This is a genomic window from Serratia sp. OS31, assembly GCF_014164835.1.
In the GTDB taxonomy this organism is placed as follows: domain Bacteria; phylum Pseudomonadota; class Gammaproteobacteria; order Enterobacterales; family Enterobacteriaceae; genus Serratia; species Serratia liquefaciens_A.
Genome location: NZ_JACJFQ010000038.1, coordinates 26,285 through 42,392 on the forward strand (window position 1 = coordinate 26,285; position 16,108 = coordinate 42,392).

General features: G+C 55.9%; 19 protein-coding genes. 17 read left to right on the forward strand and 2 right to left on the reverse strand.

Translation table 11 applies throughout. The features are described from left to right. Nucleotides 1-92 precede the first annotated feature (92 nt). From tauA to tauD, 4 genes are read left to right on the forward strand one after another with little or no spacing between them, the layout of a single operon-like run. The gene (gene tauA / locus H5P17_RS23045; protein ID WP_182825436.1) at nt 93-1,088 is read left to right on the forward strand and encodes a taurine ABC transporter substrate-binding protein; all 996 of its coding nucleotides are present in this window, start codon (nt 93-95) and stop codon (nt 1,086-1,088) included. A gap of 9 nt (nt 1,089-1,097) precedes the next feature. After that, nucleotides 1,098-1,865: a taurine ABC transporter ATP-binding subunit gene (gene tauB / locus H5P17_RS23050; RefSeq protein ID WP_182825438.1), complete on the forward strand. Its 768-nt coding sequence runs from the start codon at nt 1,098-1,100 to the stop codon at nt 1,863-1,865. Next, nucleotides 1,862-2,698 carry a taurine ABC transporter permease TauC gene (gene tauC / locus H5P17_RS23055; protein WP_044554741.1) on the forward strand — a complete coding sequence of 279 codons (837 nt, stop codon included), beginning with the start codon at nt 1,862-1,864 and terminating at the stop codon, nt 2,696-2,698. The genes tauB and tauC overlap by 4 nt, the downstream gene beginning before the upstream one ends. Next, complete coding sequence (gene tauD / locus H5P17_RS23060; RefSeq protein WP_020837270.1) at nt 2,695-3,543, forward strand: taurine dioxygenase; 849 nt, start codon at nt 2,695-2,697, stop codon at nt 3,541-3,543. The genes tauC and tauD overlap by 4 nt, the downstream gene beginning before the upstream one ends. 32 nt (nt 3,544-3,575) lie before the next feature. On the opposite strand, the gene H5P17_RS23065 is transcribed toward tauD, so the two are convergent. Continuing rightward, a complete protein-coding gene (locus H5P17_RS23065; protein ID WP_182825440.1) occupies nt 3,576-5,489 on the reverse strand; it encodes an ABC transporter ATP-binding protein in 1,914 nt (637 codons plus the stop codon). Between the two features lie 133 nt (nt 5,490-5,622). On the opposite strand from H5P17_RS23065, the gene kefG reads away from it, so the two are divergent. The 4 genes from kefG (at nt 5,623) to slyD (ending at nt 8,927) form a co-directional block, all read left to right on the forward strand. Then, complete coding sequence (gene kefG, locus H5P17_RS23070) at nt 5,623-6,174, forward strand: glutathione-regulated potassium-efflux system ancillary protein KefG (protein ID WP_182825445.1); 552 nt, start codon at nt 5,623-5,625, stop codon at nt 6,172-6,174. 2 nt (nt 6,175-6,176) lie between these two features. After that, nucleotides 6,177-7,985 (forward strand): glutathione-regulated potassium-efflux system protein KefB, encoded by a 1,809-nt coding sequence (gene kefB, locus H5P17_RS23075; protein ID WP_044554739.1) that lies wholly within the window; start codon nt 6,177-6,179, stop codon nt 7,983-7,985. Nucleotides 7,986-7,999: 14 nt separating this feature from the next. Next, nucleotides 8,000-8,203, forward strand: coding sequence for a YheV family putative zinc ribbon protein (locus tag H5P17_RS23080; RefSeq protein ID WP_004951224.1), 204 nt, complete (start codon nt 8,000-8,002; stop codon nt 8,201-8,203). Nucleotides 8,204-8,324: 121 nt separating this feature from the next. Further along, nucleotides 8,325-8,927, forward strand: a complete 603-nt coding sequence (gene slyD / locus H5P17_RS23085) for a peptidylprolyl isomerase (protein WP_182825442.1) — start codon at nt 8,325-8,327, stop codon at nt 8,925-8,927. Nucleotides 8,928-8,987: 60 nt separating this feature from the next. Here the strand turns inward: slyD and H5P17_RS23090 are convergent, their stop codons facing one another. Next, on the reverse strand, nt 8,988-9,215 hold the full coding sequence (locus H5P17_RS23090; protein ID WP_020837259.1) for a SlyX family protein: 228 nt from the start codon (nt 9,213-9,215) through the stop codon (nt 8,988-8,990). 370 nt (nt 9,216-9,585) lie between these two features. Between H5P17_RS23090 and fkpA the strand changes: the two genes are divergently transcribed. From fkpA to H5P17_RS23135, 9 genes are all read left to right on the forward strand, one after another. Continuing rightward, the gene (gene fkpA, locus H5P17_RS23095) at nt 9,586-10,419 is read left to right on the forward strand and encodes an FKBP-type peptidyl-prolyl cis-trans isomerase (protein WP_020837258.1); all 834 of its coding nucleotides are present in this window, start codon (nt 9,586-9,588) and stop codon (nt 10,417-10,419) included. A 401-nt stretch (nt 10,420-10,820) separates the two neighbouring features. Next, nucleotides 10,821-11,549 carry a transcriptional regulator gene (locus H5P17_RS23100; protein WP_020837257.1) on the forward strand — a complete coding sequence of 243 codons (729 nt, stop codon included), beginning with the start codon at nt 10,821-10,823 and terminating at the stop codon, nt 11,547-11,549. Beyond that, nucleotides 11,543-11,932: a sulfurtransferase complex subunit TusD gene (tusD, locus tag H5P17_RS23105; protein WP_370570054.1), complete on the forward strand. Its 390-nt coding sequence runs from the start codon at nt 11,543-11,545 to the stop codon at nt 11,930-11,932. Before H5P17_RS23100 ends, tusD begins: the two co-directional genes overlap by 7 nt. Before the next feature lie 8 nt (nt 11,933-11,940). Continuing rightward, the gene (gene tusC / locus H5P17_RS23110; protein ID WP_182825443.1) at nt 11,941-12,300 is read left to right on the forward strand and encodes a sulfurtransferase complex subunit TusC; all 360 of its coding nucleotides are present in this window, start codon (nt 11,941-11,943) and stop codon (nt 12,298-12,300) included. A 9-nt stretch (nt 12,301-12,309) separates the two neighbouring features. Beyond that, nucleotides 12,310-12,597 carry a sulfurtransferase complex subunit TusB gene (gene tusB / locus H5P17_RS23115; RefSeq protein WP_044554736.1) on the forward strand — a complete coding sequence of 96 codons (288 nt, stop codon included), beginning with the start codon at nt 12,310-12,312 and terminating at the stop codon, nt 12,595-12,597. A 131-nt stretch (nt 12,598-12,728) separates the two neighbouring features. After that, a complete protein-coding gene (gene rpsL / locus H5P17_RS23120) occupies nt 12,729-13,103 on the forward strand; it encodes a 30S ribosomal protein S12 (RefSeq protein WP_004930426.1) in 375 nt (124 codons plus the stop codon). 96 nt (nt 13,104-13,199) lie between these two features. Further along, entirely contained in the window at nt 13,200-13,670 is a 471-nt protein-coding gene (gene rpsG, locus H5P17_RS23125) for a 30S ribosomal protein S7 (RefSeq protein WP_020837252.1), read from the forward strand. A 97-nt stretch (nt 13,671-13,767) separates the two neighbouring features. Further along, complete coding sequence (gene fusA, locus H5P17_RS23130; protein WP_044554735.1) at nt 13,768-15,882, forward strand: elongation factor G; 2,115 nt, start codon at nt 13,768-13,770, stop codon at nt 15,880-15,882. A gap of 70 nt (nt 15,883-15,952) precedes the next feature. Beyond that, nucleotides 15,953-16,108 (forward strand): GTP-binding protein (locus H5P17_RS23135; protein ID WP_230090452.1); only part of this gene is annotated, 156 nt, incomplete at its 3' end.

The window sequence follows — 16,108 nt, forward strand, 5'->3', positions numbered from 1 at the left end:
GTAATAACGCAGAGTTTTTTATTCTTTTATAGCTCGTCAACGCTCGGGTAAAACTGTCAGCAACTGAACAGACTTTTATCAACGGAGCGAACATGGCGAGCAAACTTTTTTCTCTACGCAGTGCGGTGCTGCTGGTGTTGTCACTTAGCGCAGCCAGCGCCTATGCAGTGGACGTGACCGTGGCCTACCAGACTTCGGCGGAACCCGCCAAGGTGGCGCAGGCGGAAAACAGCTTCGCCAAACAGTCCGGCGCTACCGTTGACTGGCGCAAATTCGACAGTGGCTCCAGCGTGCTGCGCGCATTGGCTTCAGGTGACGTCCAGATCGGCAACATCGGCTCCAGCCCATTGGCGGTGGCCGCCAGCCAAAAACTGCCTATCGAAGTGTTTCTGATCGCCTCCCAGCTCGGCAGTTCCGAAGCGCTGGTGGTGAAAAAAGAGATTAAAAGCCCGCAGGATCTGATCGGTAAGCGCATCGCCGTGCCCTTTATCTCAACCACGCACTACAGCCTGTTGGCTTCTCTGAAGCACTGGGGTATCAAGCCAGAGCAGGTCAAAATCCTCAATCTGCAACCGCCCGCCATCGCCGCGGCCTGGCAGCGCGGTGATATCGATGGCGCCTATGTTTGGGCCCCGGTGGTCAATGAGTTGGCCAAACAGGGCAAGGTGCTGACGGATTCTGCCCAGGTCGGACAGTGGGGTGCCCCGACGCTCGACGTTTGGGTGGTGCGCAAGGACTTTGCCGAGAAGCATCCTGAAGTGGTGACGGCCTTTGCCGCCAGCGCGTTGAATGCCCAAAAAGCCTATCTGGCGCAGCCGGAGCAGTGGCTGAAGGACAAGGGCAACCTCAGCACGCTCTCCCGACTGAGCGGCGTGCCGGAAGAGCAGATACCGGTGCTGGTGCAGGGCAATACCTACCTGCCGGTCGCCGAACAGATCACCCAGCTTGGCCAGCCGGTGGACAAAGCCATTCATGACACCGCCGAGTTCCTCAAACAGCAGGGCAAAATTCCCCAGGTCGACAGCGATTACAGTGCCTATGTCACCGATCGCTTTGTGAAACAGGTGCAGGCTGCGCCGCAGTCGTAAGGGAGCAGAATGCTAAACGTTAACCACCTTTCAGCAGAGTACCAGGGGCGCCCTGCGCTGCGCGACGTCTCGTTCCAGATTGACGCCGGACAACTGGTGGTGGTGCTTGGCCCCTCGGGCTGCGGCAAAACCACGCTGCTGAATTTGATCGCCGGGTTTATCGAGCCTTCAGCTGGCAGCATCACGCTTGACGAAGTTCCCGTAAAAGGCCCCGGAGCCGAGCGGGGCGTGGTGTTCCAGCATGAAGGTTTACTGCCGTGGCGTAACGTGGTGGATAACGTCGAATTTGGCTTGCAGCTGGCCGGGTTTGGCAAGCCGCAGCGTCGCGAAGTGGCGCTGCAGATGTTGCAGCGTGTCGGCCTGGCCGGTTATGAGCAGCACTTTATCTGGCAGCTTTCCGGCGGTATGCGCCAGCGCGTGGGCATAGCTCGCGCACTGGCGGCCAATCCGCGTTTGCTGTTGCTGGACGAGCCGTTCGGTGCATTGGATGCTTTTACCCGTGAACAAATGCAGGAACTGCTATTGACCATCTGGCGCGACACCGGCAAGCAGGTGTTGCTGATTACCCACGATATTGAAGAGGCGGTGTTCCTTGCCAGTGAACTGCTGCTGCTGTCGCCGGGGCCGGGGCAGGTGGTGGAGCGTCTGGCGCTGAATTTCGGCCAACGCTATGCCGACGGTGAACCTTGCCGTTCGATCAAGTCTGATCCTGAATTTATCGCCCAGCGTGAATACGTGCTGGGTAAAGTCTTCCAACAGCGTGAGGCCTTGTTATGAGCCTGCATTCTGCCCTTAAAGAGGTTGCCCAGCCGAAGGCGGCGGCACCGAGGCGCTTTAGCGTGCCACGCAACGTCTGGTTGAGCAGCGCCACCCTGTTAGTGGTGCTGGCTATTTGGTGGAGCGTGACTGCGTTGAACCTGATCAGCCCGTTGTTCTTGCCGGCGCCGCAGCAGGTCCTGCATCAGTTGATCACCATAGCCAGCCCGCAGGGTTTTATGGACGCCACGCTATGGCAGCATCTGGCCGCCAGCCTGGGGCGTATCCTGGTTGCACTGCTGGCCGCGGTGCTTATCGGGGTGCCGGTGGGTATTGCCATGGGGCTGAACGACACGGTACGCGGCATTCTCGATCCGCTGATTGAGATTTATCGCCCGGTGCCGCCGCTGGCCTATTTACCGCTGATGGTGATTTGGTTCGGCATCGGTGAAACTTCAAAGATCCTGCTGATTTATCTGGCGATTTTCGCCCCGGTGACGCTGTCCGCCGTGGCGGGAGTGCGCAGCGTGGCTCAGGTCAGGGTACGCGCGGCGCGTGCGCTGGGCGCCAACCGCTGGCAGGTACTGCGTTTCGTTGTGCTGCCGAGCGCCTTGCCGGAGATTTTAACCGGTATTCGCATTGGGCTGGGGGTCGGCTGGTCGACGCTGGTCGCAGCAGAACTGATTGCCGCCACCCGCGGCCTGGGATTTATGGTGCAATCCGCCGGTGAGTTTCTGGCTACCGATGTGGTGCTGGCCGGTATTGGCGTGATTGCGATTATTGCATTTGGGCTGGAGCTGGGGCTGCGTGCCTTGCAGCGTCGATTGACCCCGTGGCACGGAGTACAGCAATGAACGAACGTTTAAGTATCACCCCCCTGGGGCCTTATATCGGTGCGCTGGTGGAGAATGTTGACCTGGCGCGTCCTTTGGGCGACGGCCAGTTCGAGCAGCTCTACCATGCGTTGCTCAAACATCAGGTGCTGTTCTTGCGCAATCAGCCTATCACGCCGTTGCAGCAGCGCAACCTGGCCGGCCGCTTTGGCGACCTGCACATCCATCCGGTCTACCCGCAAGCCGCCGATGTGAAAGAGATTATCGTGCTGGATACCCATGACAATAATCCGCCGGACAACGATAACTGGCATACCGACGTGACCTTTATCGAAAACCCACCGCTGGGGGCGATTTTGGCTGCGAAAACCTTGCCGACCACCGGCGGCGACACGCTGTGGGCCAGCGGTATCGCGGCTTATGAAGCCTTGTCCGCCCCTTTTAAACAGCTGCTGGCGGGCCTGCAGGCGGAGCATGACTTCACCAAGTCATTCCCGGAATACAAACACCGCGGCAGCGAAGAGGAACATCAGCGCTGGCAGTTGGCGGTACAGAAAAACCCGCCGCTGTTGCATCCGGTGGTGCGCACCCACCCGGTCAGCGGCCGGCAGGCGCTGTTCGTCAACGAAGGTTTCACGACCAGAATTGTTGATTTGGCTCCGAAGGAAAGTGACGCGCTGCTGAACTTCCTGTTTGCTCACATTACCAAGCCGGAGTTCCAGGTGCGCTGGCGCTGGCAGGAGAATGACATTGCCATTTGGGACAACCGCGTGACGCAGCATTACGCCAACGCGGATTATCTGCCACAGCGGCGCATCATGCACCGTGCGACCATTCTGGGGGATAAACCCTTTTACAAGGGGTAACATGCAGGGGCGGCAGGCCGCCCCGTAAGCCCTTAGGATTCGAACTCTTGCGTGAAGCGTTCCAACTGCTCCTGCGCGTCCAGCCAGGTCATTTCCGTTTCTTCCAAAGCGGACTTGGCCTGACTTTGTTGCTGTAGGCAGAGGGTCAGATCGGCCTTGCGGCTGATGTCGTACAGCGCGGAGTCCGCCAGCTTCTCTTCTACCGCCGCCAGTTCGGTACCCAGTTTTTCCATCTGTTGTTCCAGCTTGGCAATTTGCTTGCGCAGTGGCTGAGTCTGGCTGCGGAACTCGGCTTCGCGACGCTTCTGGTCTTTACGTGCCTGCGCACTGTTGCCGTTGTTCTCTTTATCCGGGGCGTCCTGCTGATTTTCCTGACGTTGCAGGTCGCTCAGCCATTGCTGGTAGTCGTCCAGATCGCCTTCGAACACTTCCACCTGGCCATCATGCACCAGATAGAGATCGTCCGTGGTGGATCGCAGTAGGTGACGGTCGTGCGAGACCACCACCAATGCGCCCTCGAAATCGATCAGCGCTTCGGTCAACGCCTGACGCATGTCCAAATCCAGGTGGTTGGTCGGTTCATCGAGCAGCAGCAGGTTGGGGCGTTGCCAGACGATCAGCGCCAGTACCAGTCGCGCTTTCTCGCCGCCGGAGAACCGTTCGGTGGCTTCGGTGACCTTATCGCCCTGGAAGCCAAAGCCGCCGAGGTAATCGCGCAGCTGTTGTTCCAGCACCCGTGGAGCGATGCGACTCAAGTGCTGCAGAGGGGATTCGTCGGCCCGCAGGAACTCCAACTGATGCTGGGCGAAGTAACCCAGTTTAATCCCCTTTGCCAGACCAATTTCACCGCTCAGCGGCTCAAGCGAACCGGCCAGCATTTTGATCAGGGTCGATTTACCGGCGCCATTACGGCCCAGCAGGCCAATGCGTGAGCCGGGCACCAGGTTCAGCTTGATCGAGTTGAGGATCACCTTGTCGCCGTAGCCGGCACTGACCTTCTCCATACGCAGCAACGGGTTCGGCAAGCTTTCCGGCTGGCGGAAGCTGAAGCTGAATGGGTTATCCACATGGGCCGGCGCGATCAGCTCCATGCGTTCGAGCATCTTGATACGGCTCTGTGCCTGCTTGGCCTTGGTGGCCTGCGCGCGGAAGCGGTCAATATAGCTTTGCAGATGCGCCACTTTCTCTTGCTGGTTCAGGTACAGCGACTGCTGCTGGGCCAGCTTGGTCGAACGCTGACGCTCGAACGAGGAGTAGTTGCCGGTGTATTCGTTGATGGTCTCTTGTTCGATATGCAGAATTTTATCGACGATCGGATCCAGGAAATCGCGGTCATGCGAAATCAGCACCAGCGTGCCGGGATAACCCTTCAACCAGCGCTCGAGCCAGATCACCGCGTCCAAATCCAGGTGGTTGGTCGGTTCGTCGAGCAGCAGCAGGTCAGAACGGCACACCAGCGCCTGCGCCAGGTTCAAGCGCATACGCCAGCCGCCCGAGAAGGCCCTGACTGGATTTAGCAGCTGTTCATTGGAGAACCCCAGGCCGTGCAGCAGGCTGGCGGCGCGGGAGCGTATGGTCCAGGCGTCGATGGCATCCAGCTTGCCGTGCAGCGTGGCGATGGCGTGGCCGTCGTTTTTGTCGTTTGCCAGCTGCAGGTCGGCTTCAAGCTGGCGGAATTCGCGGTCGCCGTCGATAACATACTCAAGTGCCGGCACGTCGAGCGCCGGCGTTTCCTGGTTTACCCAGGCCAGGGCCCAGTTGCTTGGAAAGGTGTAGCTGCCGCCGTCTGCGGCCATCTCACCCTTCAGCAAGGCCAGCAGCGTAGATTTGCCACAGCCGTTTTTACCCACCAGGCCGACCTTCTGACCTGGATTAACCGTCGCCGTGGCGTTGTCCAGCAGGACGCGGGTGCCGCGTCGGATTTGTAGCGAGGAGAATACAATCATAAAGCGCCGTATGTTCAGAGTATGTTAAATTGAATGGATTCTAAGTTAACAGGACACAGACTGTCCTATTATTAGTCTTTGCGGAGCATGGTAACGGAAAACCGCTACCCTGACGACGCTTTGGAGGGGAATGATGTCGCAGCCGCCCAAGGTCTTGCTGCTGTATGCCCATCCGGAATCCCAGGACTCGGTCGCGAATCGGGTTTTGCTTCGACCGGCACAGCAGTTGGAACATGTCACCGTGCACGATTTATACGCGCACTATCCTGATTTTTTTATCGATATTCACCACGAACAACAACTGCTGCGTGAACATCAGGTCATTGTTTTTCAACATCCTCTCTATACCTACAGCTGCCCGGCCCTGTTGAAAGAATGGTTGGATCGCGTGCTGTCGCGTGGTTTTGCCAGCGGCATGGGCGGTAATGCACTGGCGGGAAAGTATTGGCGCTCGGTGATCACCACCGGGGAACCGGAGGGGGCCTATCGTACCGGCGGTTATAACCGCTACCCGATGGAAGATATTCTGCGGCCGTTTGAGCTGACCGCCGCCATGTGCCATATGCACTGGCTGACGCCGATGCTGGTGTATTGGGCGCGCCGTCAGAAGCCGGAAGTGTTGGAAAGCCATGCCACGGCGTATGGCGATTGGTTGCGTAATCCGCTGTCGCAGGGAGGAAGGTAAACATGGAAGGCTCAACGTTACTGACCGCAATTTTACTGTTTCTGTTTGCCGCCGTGGTCACGGTGCCGATTGCCCGTCGACTGGGTATCGGCGCGGTGCTGGGTTACCTGATCGCCGGTATTGCCATCGGCCCCTGGGGATTGGGTTTCATTCGCGACGTCGACGAGATCCTGCATTTTTCTGAGCTGGGCGTGGTGTTCCTGATGTTTATCATCGGGCTGGAGTTGAACCCGAGCAAGCTGTGGGAACTCAGGCGCTCAATCTTTGGCGTCGGCGCCGGACAGGTGTTGATCACCGCTGCGGTGCTGGGGGCATTGCTTTATCTGACGCATTTCGCCTGGCAGGCCGCCGTGATTGGCGGTATCGGGCTGGCGATGTCGTCAACCGCCATGGCGCTGCAACTGATGCGCGAAAAGGGCATGAACCGCAACGAAGGCGGCCAGTTGGGGTTCTCGGTGCTGCTGTTCCAGGACATGGCGGTGATCCCGGCGCTGGCGTTGATCCCGATCCTGGCCGGCGCCGGCGGCAGCAGCGACGATTGGGCACAAATTGCACTCAAGGTGGCGGCATTCGGCGGCATGCTGGTTGGCGGGCGCTTCCTGCTGCGTCCGCTGTTCCGTTATATCGCCTCTTCCGGAGTTCGCGAAATCTTCACCGCCGCCGCCCTGCTGGTGGTGCTGGGGGCGGCGATGTTTATGGATGCCCTGGGCCTGTCTATGGCGCTAGGCACCTTTATCGCCGGCGTGCTGCTGGCGGAAAGCGAATATCGCCACGAGCTGGAAATCTCCATCGAGCCTTTCAAAGGGCTGCTGCTGGGGCTGTTTTTTATCTCGGTGGGTATGGCGCTGAATATCGGCGTACTCTATACCCATCTGGCCGAAGTGCTGCTGGGCGTGGTGCTGTTGGTTGCGATTAAGTCAGGGGTGCTGTACTCGCTGTCGCGTATTTTCGGCCTGCGTAGTTCAGTGCGCTTGCAGTTTGCCGGCGTGCTCAGCCAGGGCGGAGAGTTTGCCTTCGTGCTGTTTTCGGCGGCGGGGGCGCAGAAGGTGTTGCAGCCCGATCAGCTTGCGCTGTTGCTGGTGGTGGTAACCCTGTCGATGATGACCACGCCGTTGCTGATGCAGATTATCGATCGCATCCTGGTGCGCCGTTATAACGCCCGGGATGAGGACGAAGAGACCCCGTATGTGGAAGACGATGACCCGCAGGTGATCATCGTTGGCTTCGGACGTTTTGGTCAGGTGATCGGCCGCCTGCTGATGGCCAACAAGATGCGCATTACCGTCCTGGAGCGAGATGTCAGCGCCGTCGGCGTACTGCGGCGCTATGGTTATAAGGTGTATTACGGTGACGCCACCGAGCTGGAACTGCTGCGTGCGGCCGGTGCGGCGAAGGCCAAGTCGATTGTGATCACCTGTAATGAGCCGGAAGACACCATGGAAATTGTCCGCCTGTGTCAGCAGCATTTTCCCGAGCTGACTATTTTGGCGCGGGCACGCGGCCGTGTGGAAGCGCACGAGTTATTGCAGGCAGGGGTCAAGCAGTTCAGTCGCGAAACCTTTTCCAGTGCGCTGGAGCTGGGGCGCAAGGCACTGATGGAACTGGGCATGCATCCTCATCAGGCCTATCGCGCGCAGCAGCACTTCCGTCGGTTGGATATGCGAATGTTGCGTGAGCTGATGCCGCCGCATCATGGCGATGTGGCACAAATTTCCCGCGTGAAGGAAGCGCGGCGCGAGCTGGAAGAACTTTTCCACCGGGAAATGCAAAAAGAGAGTCGCCAGTTCGACGGCTGGGATGAATACGAATAATTTGGAGCATTGAGATGTCTGCAACACGGAAAAGATTTATCGCCGGGGCGGTCTGCCCAAGCTGTAAGGCTATGGATACGCTGGCCGTTTGGCGTGAAGACCAGGTCGAAGTGGTGGAGTGCGTCAAGTGCGGCCATCATCAGCGGCAGACCGAACAGCAGGTGGAAAAGCACGTCCGGCCGCAGGAGCAGGTGATCGGTATTTTCCATCCGGAATAGCGTTATCGAGCGCGTTTTTTTATGCTGGAGGGTACAGCGGGGCAGATTTCCGATACAATCTGTCCGGTAAAGGCGCGGCCCCATGACGGCTGCGTCCAAGTATCCAACGGTAGGAGATATCATGAAAGTAGCAAAAGACTTGGTGGTCAGCCTGGCTTATCAAGTACGTACAGAAGACGGTGTGTTGGTTGATGAGTCTCCGGTGAGTGCGCCGCTGGACTATCTGCACGGGCATGGTTCTCTGATCGCAGGTCTGGAAAAAGCACTCGAAGGCCACGAAGCGGGCGATCGTTTTGACGTTAACGTTGGCGCTAACGATGCGTACGGCAACTACGACGAAAACCTGGTGCAGCGCGTGCCGAAAGACGTCTTTATGGGCGTTGACGAGTTGGAAGTTGGCATGCGTTTCCTGGCTGACACCGATCAGGGCCCAGTACCGGTCGAAATCACCGAAGTGGACGGCGATCACGTAGTGGTCGACGGTAACCACATGCTGGCTGGCCAGAACCTGAACTTCAACGTAGAAGTTGTCGCGATCCGCGAAGCTACCGCTGAAGAATTGGCTCACGGCCACGTACACGGCGAGCACGATCATCACCACGAACACGGTGAAGGTTGCTGCGGCGGCCATGGCCACGATCACGACCATGACCATGACCACGCGCATGATCACGGTCAGGCCAAGAAAGGCGGTTGCGGTAACGGCGGTTGCGGCTGCCACTAATAGCAGCGCAGTAACGGCAAAAAAATGGGCGGCCCTTAGGCTGCCCTTTTTTATGGTTTATCAATAATGTGGCGGCGGCGTTTCTTCCGACTGCGACGCGATCATTGACGTTTGGGTCGAACGCAGCTTGTCGGTCAGCACGCGCAGGTGATCCTGCAATTTCAGCATTTCAAGCTGGTGTTTCACCACGGTCTGATTGAGTTCTTCAATAGTGACTTCCTGAAAGGCCTGACGGCTTTCCAGTTCTTCGAGCCGCAGTAACAGGCTTTGGATATCGGCGTTGTGCATGATGCTACCTCTGACGCGGTTAAATCCTGGATCTGACGCTATGGTAACAGCAGCCGGCGGCTTTGCGCTGCGCTATTTCACCTCGCTGTGTGCGGGGGCAGACGGAAAACGCCGGTGCACTGTGTAAAGTGCTGAAAAATAGAGCGCTCGGTGTGGCGGTTTTTGTTACTGTGGATACCACGGGCGCAGGAAAAATCTGACTTATCATACGGGTAGCACATTAAACGAAACTTCTGTTTAAAGCTGGAGTCACACTTTGACTCGATTGGTTACCTGTGTGACTGTTTTGTTTTGTTTCGGACAGCTATAGTAGCCCGGTTATCTTACTTAATGATTGTTTGGGGCACCGCTTCAGACACTGGAGAAATGGATGAAATCTTTGTTTAAAGTCACGCTTCTGGCAACCACCATGGCTTTTGCTTTGAATGCGACCCAGGTCATGGCTGCCGATGCAGCTAAACCGGCAGAAGCGGCGAAAGCTGCCGACGCGGCGCCAAGCACCGGCAAGTTCAAGAACGATGACGAGCAAGCGGCTTACGCACTGGGTGCATCCCTGGGCCGTTACATGGACAACTCGCTGAAAGAGCAAGAAAAACTGGGTATTAAACTGGACAAAGACCAGTTGATCTCAGGCGTTCAGGACGCTTTTGCCAACAAGAGCAAGCTGAACGATGCTGATATCGAAAAAACTCTGCAGAGCTTTGAAGCGCGCGTGAAGGCTTCCGCTCAGGCGAAGATGGAGCAGGACGCGAAAGATAACGAAGCGAAAGGCACCAAGTACCGCGACACCTTCGCGAAAGAAAAAGGCGTGAAGAAAACCGAGTCCGGCCTGCTGTACCAGGTAGAGAAGCCAGGGACCGGTTCTGCGCCTAAAGACAGCGATACCGTTGTGGTGAACTACAAAGGCACCCTGACTGACGGTACCGAGTTTGATAACTCCTACACCCGTGGCGAGCCACTGTCATTCCGTCTGGACGGCGTGATCCCAGGCTGGACCGAAGGCCTGAAACACATCAAGAAAGGCGGCAAAATCAAGCTGGTTATCCCACCGGCGCTGGCCTACGGTAAAACTGGCGTTCCGGGCATCCCGGCTAACTCCACACTGGTGTTCGACGTTGAACTGCTGGATGTGAAAGCCGCTCCTAAAGCGGACGCCAAGGCTGAGAAGCCGGCTGACGCAGCGGCAGACGCCAAAGCGCAATAAGCCTGTCTGAGTCCCCACACCGCCGCGAACGTCCTTCGCGGCGGTGTTCATTTTAATCCGCCAAATCAGCGCTAACTTTCGCTTCCTGCCCACTGATCGCTTGACGCCTGCCGGGCATCGGGCTTAACGTCAATACCACGCGCAAACGCAAGGACTTTACTCTGGCTGTTTTGCTAGACTAATAATCCGGACTTATGAGTCATGCGCCTGCCCCTTAGGGCGTGTACCTAAAACTGTTCCTGGTCATCTCGGCCTGCGGACGCTCGTCGTGCTGTTTCAGACTGATATCAGCCAGCCCATCCCGCGTAACCTGAAGGGTGTGCCGCCTGTGGAAAGGAACCCGCACGAGCAGTTTTAGCTGCGCCCCCTGGCACAGGCGATCTTTGAGGGTGGTATTTTCGATGTCTAATTCGCTTTTATCCAGCGAAGCCAGCGAACTTGATTTGCTGAATGAACGTCCGTTTACCCAGACGGATCATGAAATCCTGAAGTCTTACGAAGCGGTTGTTGACGGCCTGGCGATGTTGATCGGCGGGCACTGTGAGATCGTGCTGCATGCTTTGGAGGATTTGAAATGTTCGGCGGTACGCATTGCGAACGGTGAGCACACCGGGCGGCAGATCGGCTCGCCGATCACCGATCTCGCGCTGCGCATGTTGCATGACATGGCCGGCGATGACAGCAGCGTGTCCAAGGCCTATTTTACCCGTGCCAAGAGCGGCGTGCTGATGAAGTCGGTGACTATCGCCATCCGTAATCGTGAACAGCGGGTGATCGGTTTGCTGTGCATCAACATGAACCTCGACGTGCCTTTCTCCCAGGTGATGCAGACCTTTATGCCGCCGGAAACTCAGGACGTGGCGCCCTCGGTCAACTTTGCGTCGTCGGTTGACGATCTGGTGGCGCAGACGCTGGAGTTTACCATTGAGGAAGTTAATGCCGATCGTAATGTCTCCAACAATGCCAAAAACCGTCAGGTGGTGTTGAACCTCTACGAGAAGGGCATTTTTGATATCAAGGACGCCATTAATCAGGTGGCTGACCGTCTGAATATCTCAAAACACACCGTGTATCTGTACATCCGCCAGTTCAAAAGCGGCGATTTGTTGGGAACCGAGCGCGGATGCTGAATTACTGCCTTTTGGTCACCGGCCCGGCTTACGGCACCCAGCAGGCCAGCAGCGCCTATCAGTTCGCGCAGGCTTTGCTGGCCAAGGGACACCGCCTCTCCAGCGTGTTTTTTTACCGTGAAGGGGTGTTGAACGCCAATCAACTGACTGCGCCGGCCAGCGACGAATTCGATTTGGTGCGGAGTTGGGTGCAACTGGCACAGCAGCATGGCATTGAGCTCAACGTCTGCGTAGCCGCGGCACTCCGGCGCGGTGTGACCGATGAGCAGGAAGCCGCACTGCAAGGATTGCCCAGCGCCAACCTTCAGCCGGGTTTTACCCTTAGCGGACTGGGCTCGCTGGCGGAGGCTTCGCTGAGCTGTGACCGCCTGGTGCAGTTCTGAGAGAGTTTATGAAACGAGTCGCTTTTGTTTTTACCCAGAGCCCACACGGCAGCGTCAGCGGCAGGGAAGGGCTGGATGCGTTGTTAGCCACTTCGGCGCTGAGCGAAGATCTGGGCGTGTTTTTTATCGGTGACGGCGTGCTGCAGATCATTCCGGGACAGCAACCGGAAAAAATTCTGGCGCGCAATTACATTGCCACCTTTGGCGTGCTGCCGCTGTATGACGTTGAGCAGTGTTATCTTTGCCAGGCATCGCTACAGGAGCGCGGCCTGAGTCAGGTGACTGACTGGGTGCTGGACGCCGAGATCTTGGCGCCGGATGCGCTGAGTCGCCAACTGGCCAGCTATGACGTGGTGATGACATTTTAGGAAACCCTGATGCTGTATACCCTTAGCCGTTCCCCCGCTCAATGCGATTTGCCTGCGCTGCTGCGTTTGACCGCGCCGGGCGATGACCTGCTGCTGCTGCAGGATGGCGTGCTGGCCGGCCTGGCCGGTAGCGCGCACCTTGAATTGCTGCTCAATGCCCCCATATCCCTTTATGCGCTGCAGAACGACCTGGATGCCAGAGGGTTGTCTGGTCATTTTTCACACAAAATCACTGTCGTCGGCTATAATCACTTCGTTGAATTAACCGAAAAACATCGCAGCCAAATGGCCTGGTGATGAGAGTGATGTTGTATATTTCTTGACACCTCTACTACTCAGCCATAAAATTCTGCGTCCTCGTACTTTGCCAGTAGTGCATACGAGGGGATTTATCACGTGTTTACGAAGCAAAAACCAGGAGCTTTTTAATGGCAACAATTAATCAGCTGGTACGCAAACCACGCTCTGTGAAGGCTGCTAAAAGCAACGTTCCAGCGCTGGAAGCCTGCCCGCAGAAACGTGGCGTATGTACTCGCGTATATACCACCACTCCTAAGAAACCAAACTCCGCACTGCGTAAAGTATGCCGTGTGCGTTTGACTAACGGTTTTGAAGTTACCTCCTACATCGGCGGTGAAGGTCATAACCTGCAGGAACACTCCGTGATCCTGATCCGTGGCGGTCGTGTAAAAGACTTGCCAGGTGTGCGTTACCACACCGTTCGTGGTGCACTTGACTGCTCCGGTGTTAAAGACCGTAAGCAAGCTCGTTCCAAGTACGGCGTGAAGAAGCCAAAGGCTTAATGGTTCTCCGTTAAGTAAGGCCAAACATTTTCACTTTAATGTCAAAATAAACTCGTAGAGTTTTGGACAATCCTGAATTAACAACGGAGTATTTCCATGCCACGTCGTCGCGTAATCGGCCAACGTAAAATCCTGCCAGATCCTAAGTTCGGATCCGAACTGTTGGCCAAATTTGTAAACATCCTGATGGTAGATGGTAAAAAATCTACTGCAGAAGCAATCGTCTATACCGCGCTGGAGACCCTGGCTCAGCGTTCTGGTAAAGATTACCTGGAAGCTTTCGAAGTAGCTCTCGACAACGTTCGCCCGACTGTAGAAGTTAAGTCTCGCCGCGTTGGTGGTTCTACTTATCAGGTGCCAGTTGAAGTTCGCCCGGTCCGTCGTAATGCTCTGGCAATGCGTTGGATCGTTGATGCTGCTCGTAAACGCGGTGATAAATCCATGGCTCTGCGCCTGGCGAACGAGCTTTCTGATGCAGTTGAGAACAAAGGTTCTGCTGTTAAGAAGCGTGAAGACGTTCACCGTATGGCCGAAGCTAACAAGGCGTTCGCCCACTACCGCTGGTAATTGCCACGCAGTAGTTATGCTAACCAAGCGGGCGCTTCAAGAAGCCAACCCGCTTGGGTTAACCGAACTTGAACGCCTAAGGCAATAGAGGAATCAAATGGCTCGTACAACACCCATTGAGCGCTACCGTAATATCGGTATCAGCGCCCACATCGACGCCGGTAAGACGACCACTACCGAACGTATTCTGTTCTACACCGGTGTAAACCACAAAATCGGTGAAGTTCATGACGGCGCTGCCACCATGGACTGGATGGAACAGGAGCAGGAGCGTGGTATTACCATCACTTCTGCAGCGACTACTGCTTTCTGGTCTGGTATGGCCAAGCAGTTTGAGCCGCACCGCGTAAACATCATCGACACCCCAGGGCACGTTGACTTCACCATCGAAGTAGAACGTTCCATGCGTGTTCTTGATGGCGCTGTAATGGTTTACTGTGCTGTAGGTGGTGTTCAGCCTCAGTCTGAAACTGTATGGCGTCAGGCTAACAAATACAAAGTTCCACGCATCGCGTTCGTTAACAAAATGGACCGCATGGGTGCTAACTTCCTGAAAGTTGTTGGTCAGATCAAAACTCGTCTGGGCGCGAATCCAGTGCCATTGCAGCTGGCTATCGGCGCAGAAGAGAAATTCACCGGTGTTGTTGACCTGGTGAAAATGAAAGCGATCAACTGGAACGAAGCTGATGCTGGCGTGACCTTCGAATACGAAGACATCCCTGCTGACATGCAAGAACTGGCTGAAGAATGGCGCCAGAACCTGGTTGAATCTGCAGCTGAAGCTTCAGATGAGCTGATGGACAAATACCTGGGCGGCGAAGAGCTGACCGAGGAAGAAATCAAGACTGCTCTGCGTCAGCGCGTGCTGAACAACGAAATCATCTTGGTTACCTGTGGTTCCGCCTTTAAAAACAAAGGCGTGCAGGCGATGCTGGATGCGGTAATTGATTACCTGCCATCCCCAACTGACGTCCCTGCAATCAACGGTATCCTGGACGACGGTAAAGATACTCCGGCTGAGCGTCACGCTAGCGATGAAGAGCCGTTTGCTGCTCTGGCATTTAAAATTGCTACCGACCCATTCGTGGGTAACCTGACCTTCTTCCGCGTGTACTCCGGTATCGTTAACTCCGGTGACACCGTTCTGAACTCAGTCAAGGCTGCTCGTGAGCGTCTGGGCCGTATCGTTCAGATGCACGCTAACAAGCGTGAAGAGATCAAAGAAGTTCGTGCGGGCGACATCGCTGCAGCAATCGGTCTGAAAGACGTGACTACCGGTGACACTCTGTGTGATCCAAACCACGTGATCATTCTGGAGCGTATGGAGTTCCCTGAGCCGGTAATCTCCGTTGCAGTTGAACCAAAAACCAAAGCTGACCAAGAAAAAATGGGTCTGGCTCTGGGCCGTCTGGCGAAGGAAGACCCATCATTCCGCGTATGGACTGACGAAGAATCAGGTCAGACTATCATCGCAGGTATGGGTGAACTTCACCTGGATATCCTGGTTGACCGCATGAAGCGTGAATTCAACGTTGAAGCTAACGTGGGTAAACCTCAGGTTGCTTACCGTGAAGCGATTCGCGCGAAAGTTACCGATATCGAAGGTAAACACGCCAAGCAGTCTGGTGGTCGTGGTCAGTACGGTCACGTTGTGATCGACATGTACCCACTGGAGCCGGGCTCAAATCCGAAAGGTTACGAGTTCATCAATGACATTAAGGGCGGTGTGATCCCAACGGAATACATCCCTGCCATTGATAAAGGCCTCCAGGAGCAGCTTAAGTCTGGTCCACTGGCTGGTTATCCGGTAGTTGATCTCGGTGTGCGTCTGCATTTCGGTTCTTTCCACGATGTTGACTCCTCCGAATTGGCGTTTAAACTGGCCGCTTCTATCGCCTTTAAAGATGGCTTTAAGAAAGCAAAACCTGTTTTGCTTGAGCCTATCATGAAGGTTGAAGTTGAAACGCCGGAAGAGAACACTGGTGACGTCATCGGTGACCTTAGCCGTCGTCGTGGTCAACTGAAAGGTCAGGAATCCAACGCTACTGGCGTTCAGATTCACGCTGAAGTTCCGTTGTCCGAGATGTTTGGATACGCAACTCAACTGCGTTCTCTGACCAAAGGCCGTGCTTCTTACTCCATGGAGTTCCTGAAGTACGATGATGCGCCGAACAACGTCGCTCAGGCCGTTATTGAAGCCCGTGGTAAATAAGCTTTCGGGTTTAACACATTGATCAGTGCTCTCTCCATGAGGGGAGAGCATAAGAGTAAGGAATATAGCCGTGTCTAAAGAAAAATTTGAACGTTCCAAACCGCACGTTAACGTTGGTACTATCGGCCACGTTGACCACGGTAAAACTACCCTGACTGCAGCAATCACCACCGTTCTGGCTAAAACCTACGGCGGTTCTGCACGTGCTTTCGACCAGATCGATAAC

Coding starts and splice junctions, on each gene's coding strand:
- tauA (WP_182825436.1), top strand. CDS start 93: ATGGCGAGCAAACTTTTTTCTCTACGCAGTGCGGTGCTGCTGGTGTTG.
- tauB (WP_182825438.1), top strand. CDS start 1,098: ATGCTAAACGTTAACCACCTTTCAGCAGAGTACCAGGGGCGCCCTGCG.
- tauC (WP_044554741.1), top strand. CDS start 1,862: ATGAGCCTGCATTCTGCCCTTAAAGAGGTTGCCCAGCCGAAGGCGGCG.
- tauD (WP_020837270.1), top strand. CDS start 2,695: ATGAACGAACGTTTAAGTATCACCCCCCTGGGGCCTTATATCGGTGCG.
- H5P17_RS23065 (WP_182825440.1), bottom strand. CDS start 5,489: ATGATTGTATTCTCCTCGCTACAAATCCGACGCGGCACCCGCGTCCTG.
- kefG (WP_182825445.1), top strand. CDS start 5,623: ATGTCGCAGCCGCCCAAGGTCTTGCTGCTGTATGCCCATCCGGAATCC.
- kefB (WP_044554739.1), top strand. CDS start 6,177: ATGGAAGGCTCAACGTTACTGACCGCAATTTTACTGTTTCTGTTTGCC.
- H5P17_RS23080 (WP_004951224.1), top strand. CDS start 8,000: ATGTCTGCAACACGGAAAAGATTTATCGCCGGGGCGGTCTGCCCAAGC.
- slyD (WP_182825442.1), top strand. CDS start 8,325: ATGAAAGTAGCAAAAGACTTGGTGGTCAGCCTGGCTTATCAAGTACGT.
- H5P17_RS23090 (WP_020837259.1), bottom strand. CDS start 9,215: ATGCACAACGCCGATATCCAAAGCCTGTTACTGCGGCTCGAAGAACTG.
- fkpA (WP_020837258.1), top strand. CDS start 9,586: ATGAAATCTTTGTTTAAAGTCACGCTTCTGGCAACCACCATGGCTTTT.
- H5P17_RS23100 (WP_020837257.1), top strand. CDS start 10,821: ATGTCTAATTCGCTTTTATCCAGCGAAGCCAGCGAACTTGATTTGCTG.
- tusD (WP_370570054.1), top strand. CDS start 11,543: ATGCTGAATTACTGCCTTTTGGTCACCGGCCCGGCTTACGGCACCCAG.
- tusC (WP_182825443.1), top strand. CDS start 11,941: ATGAAACGAGTCGCTTTTGTTTTTACCCAGAGCCCACACGGCAGCGTC.
- tusB (WP_044554736.1), top strand. CDS start 12,310: ATGCTGTATACCCTTAGCCGTTCCCCCGCTCAATGCGATTTGCCTGCG.
- rpsL (WP_004930426.1), top strand. CDS start 12,729: ATGGCAACAATTAATCAGCTGGTACGCAAACCACGCTCTGTGAAGGCT.
- rpsG (WP_020837252.1), top strand. CDS start 13,200: ATGCCACGTCGTCGCGTAATCGGCCAACGTAAAATCCTGCCAGATCCT.
- fusA (WP_044554735.1), top strand. CDS start 13,768: ATGGCTCGTACAACACCCATTGAGCGCTACCGTAATATCGGTATCAGC.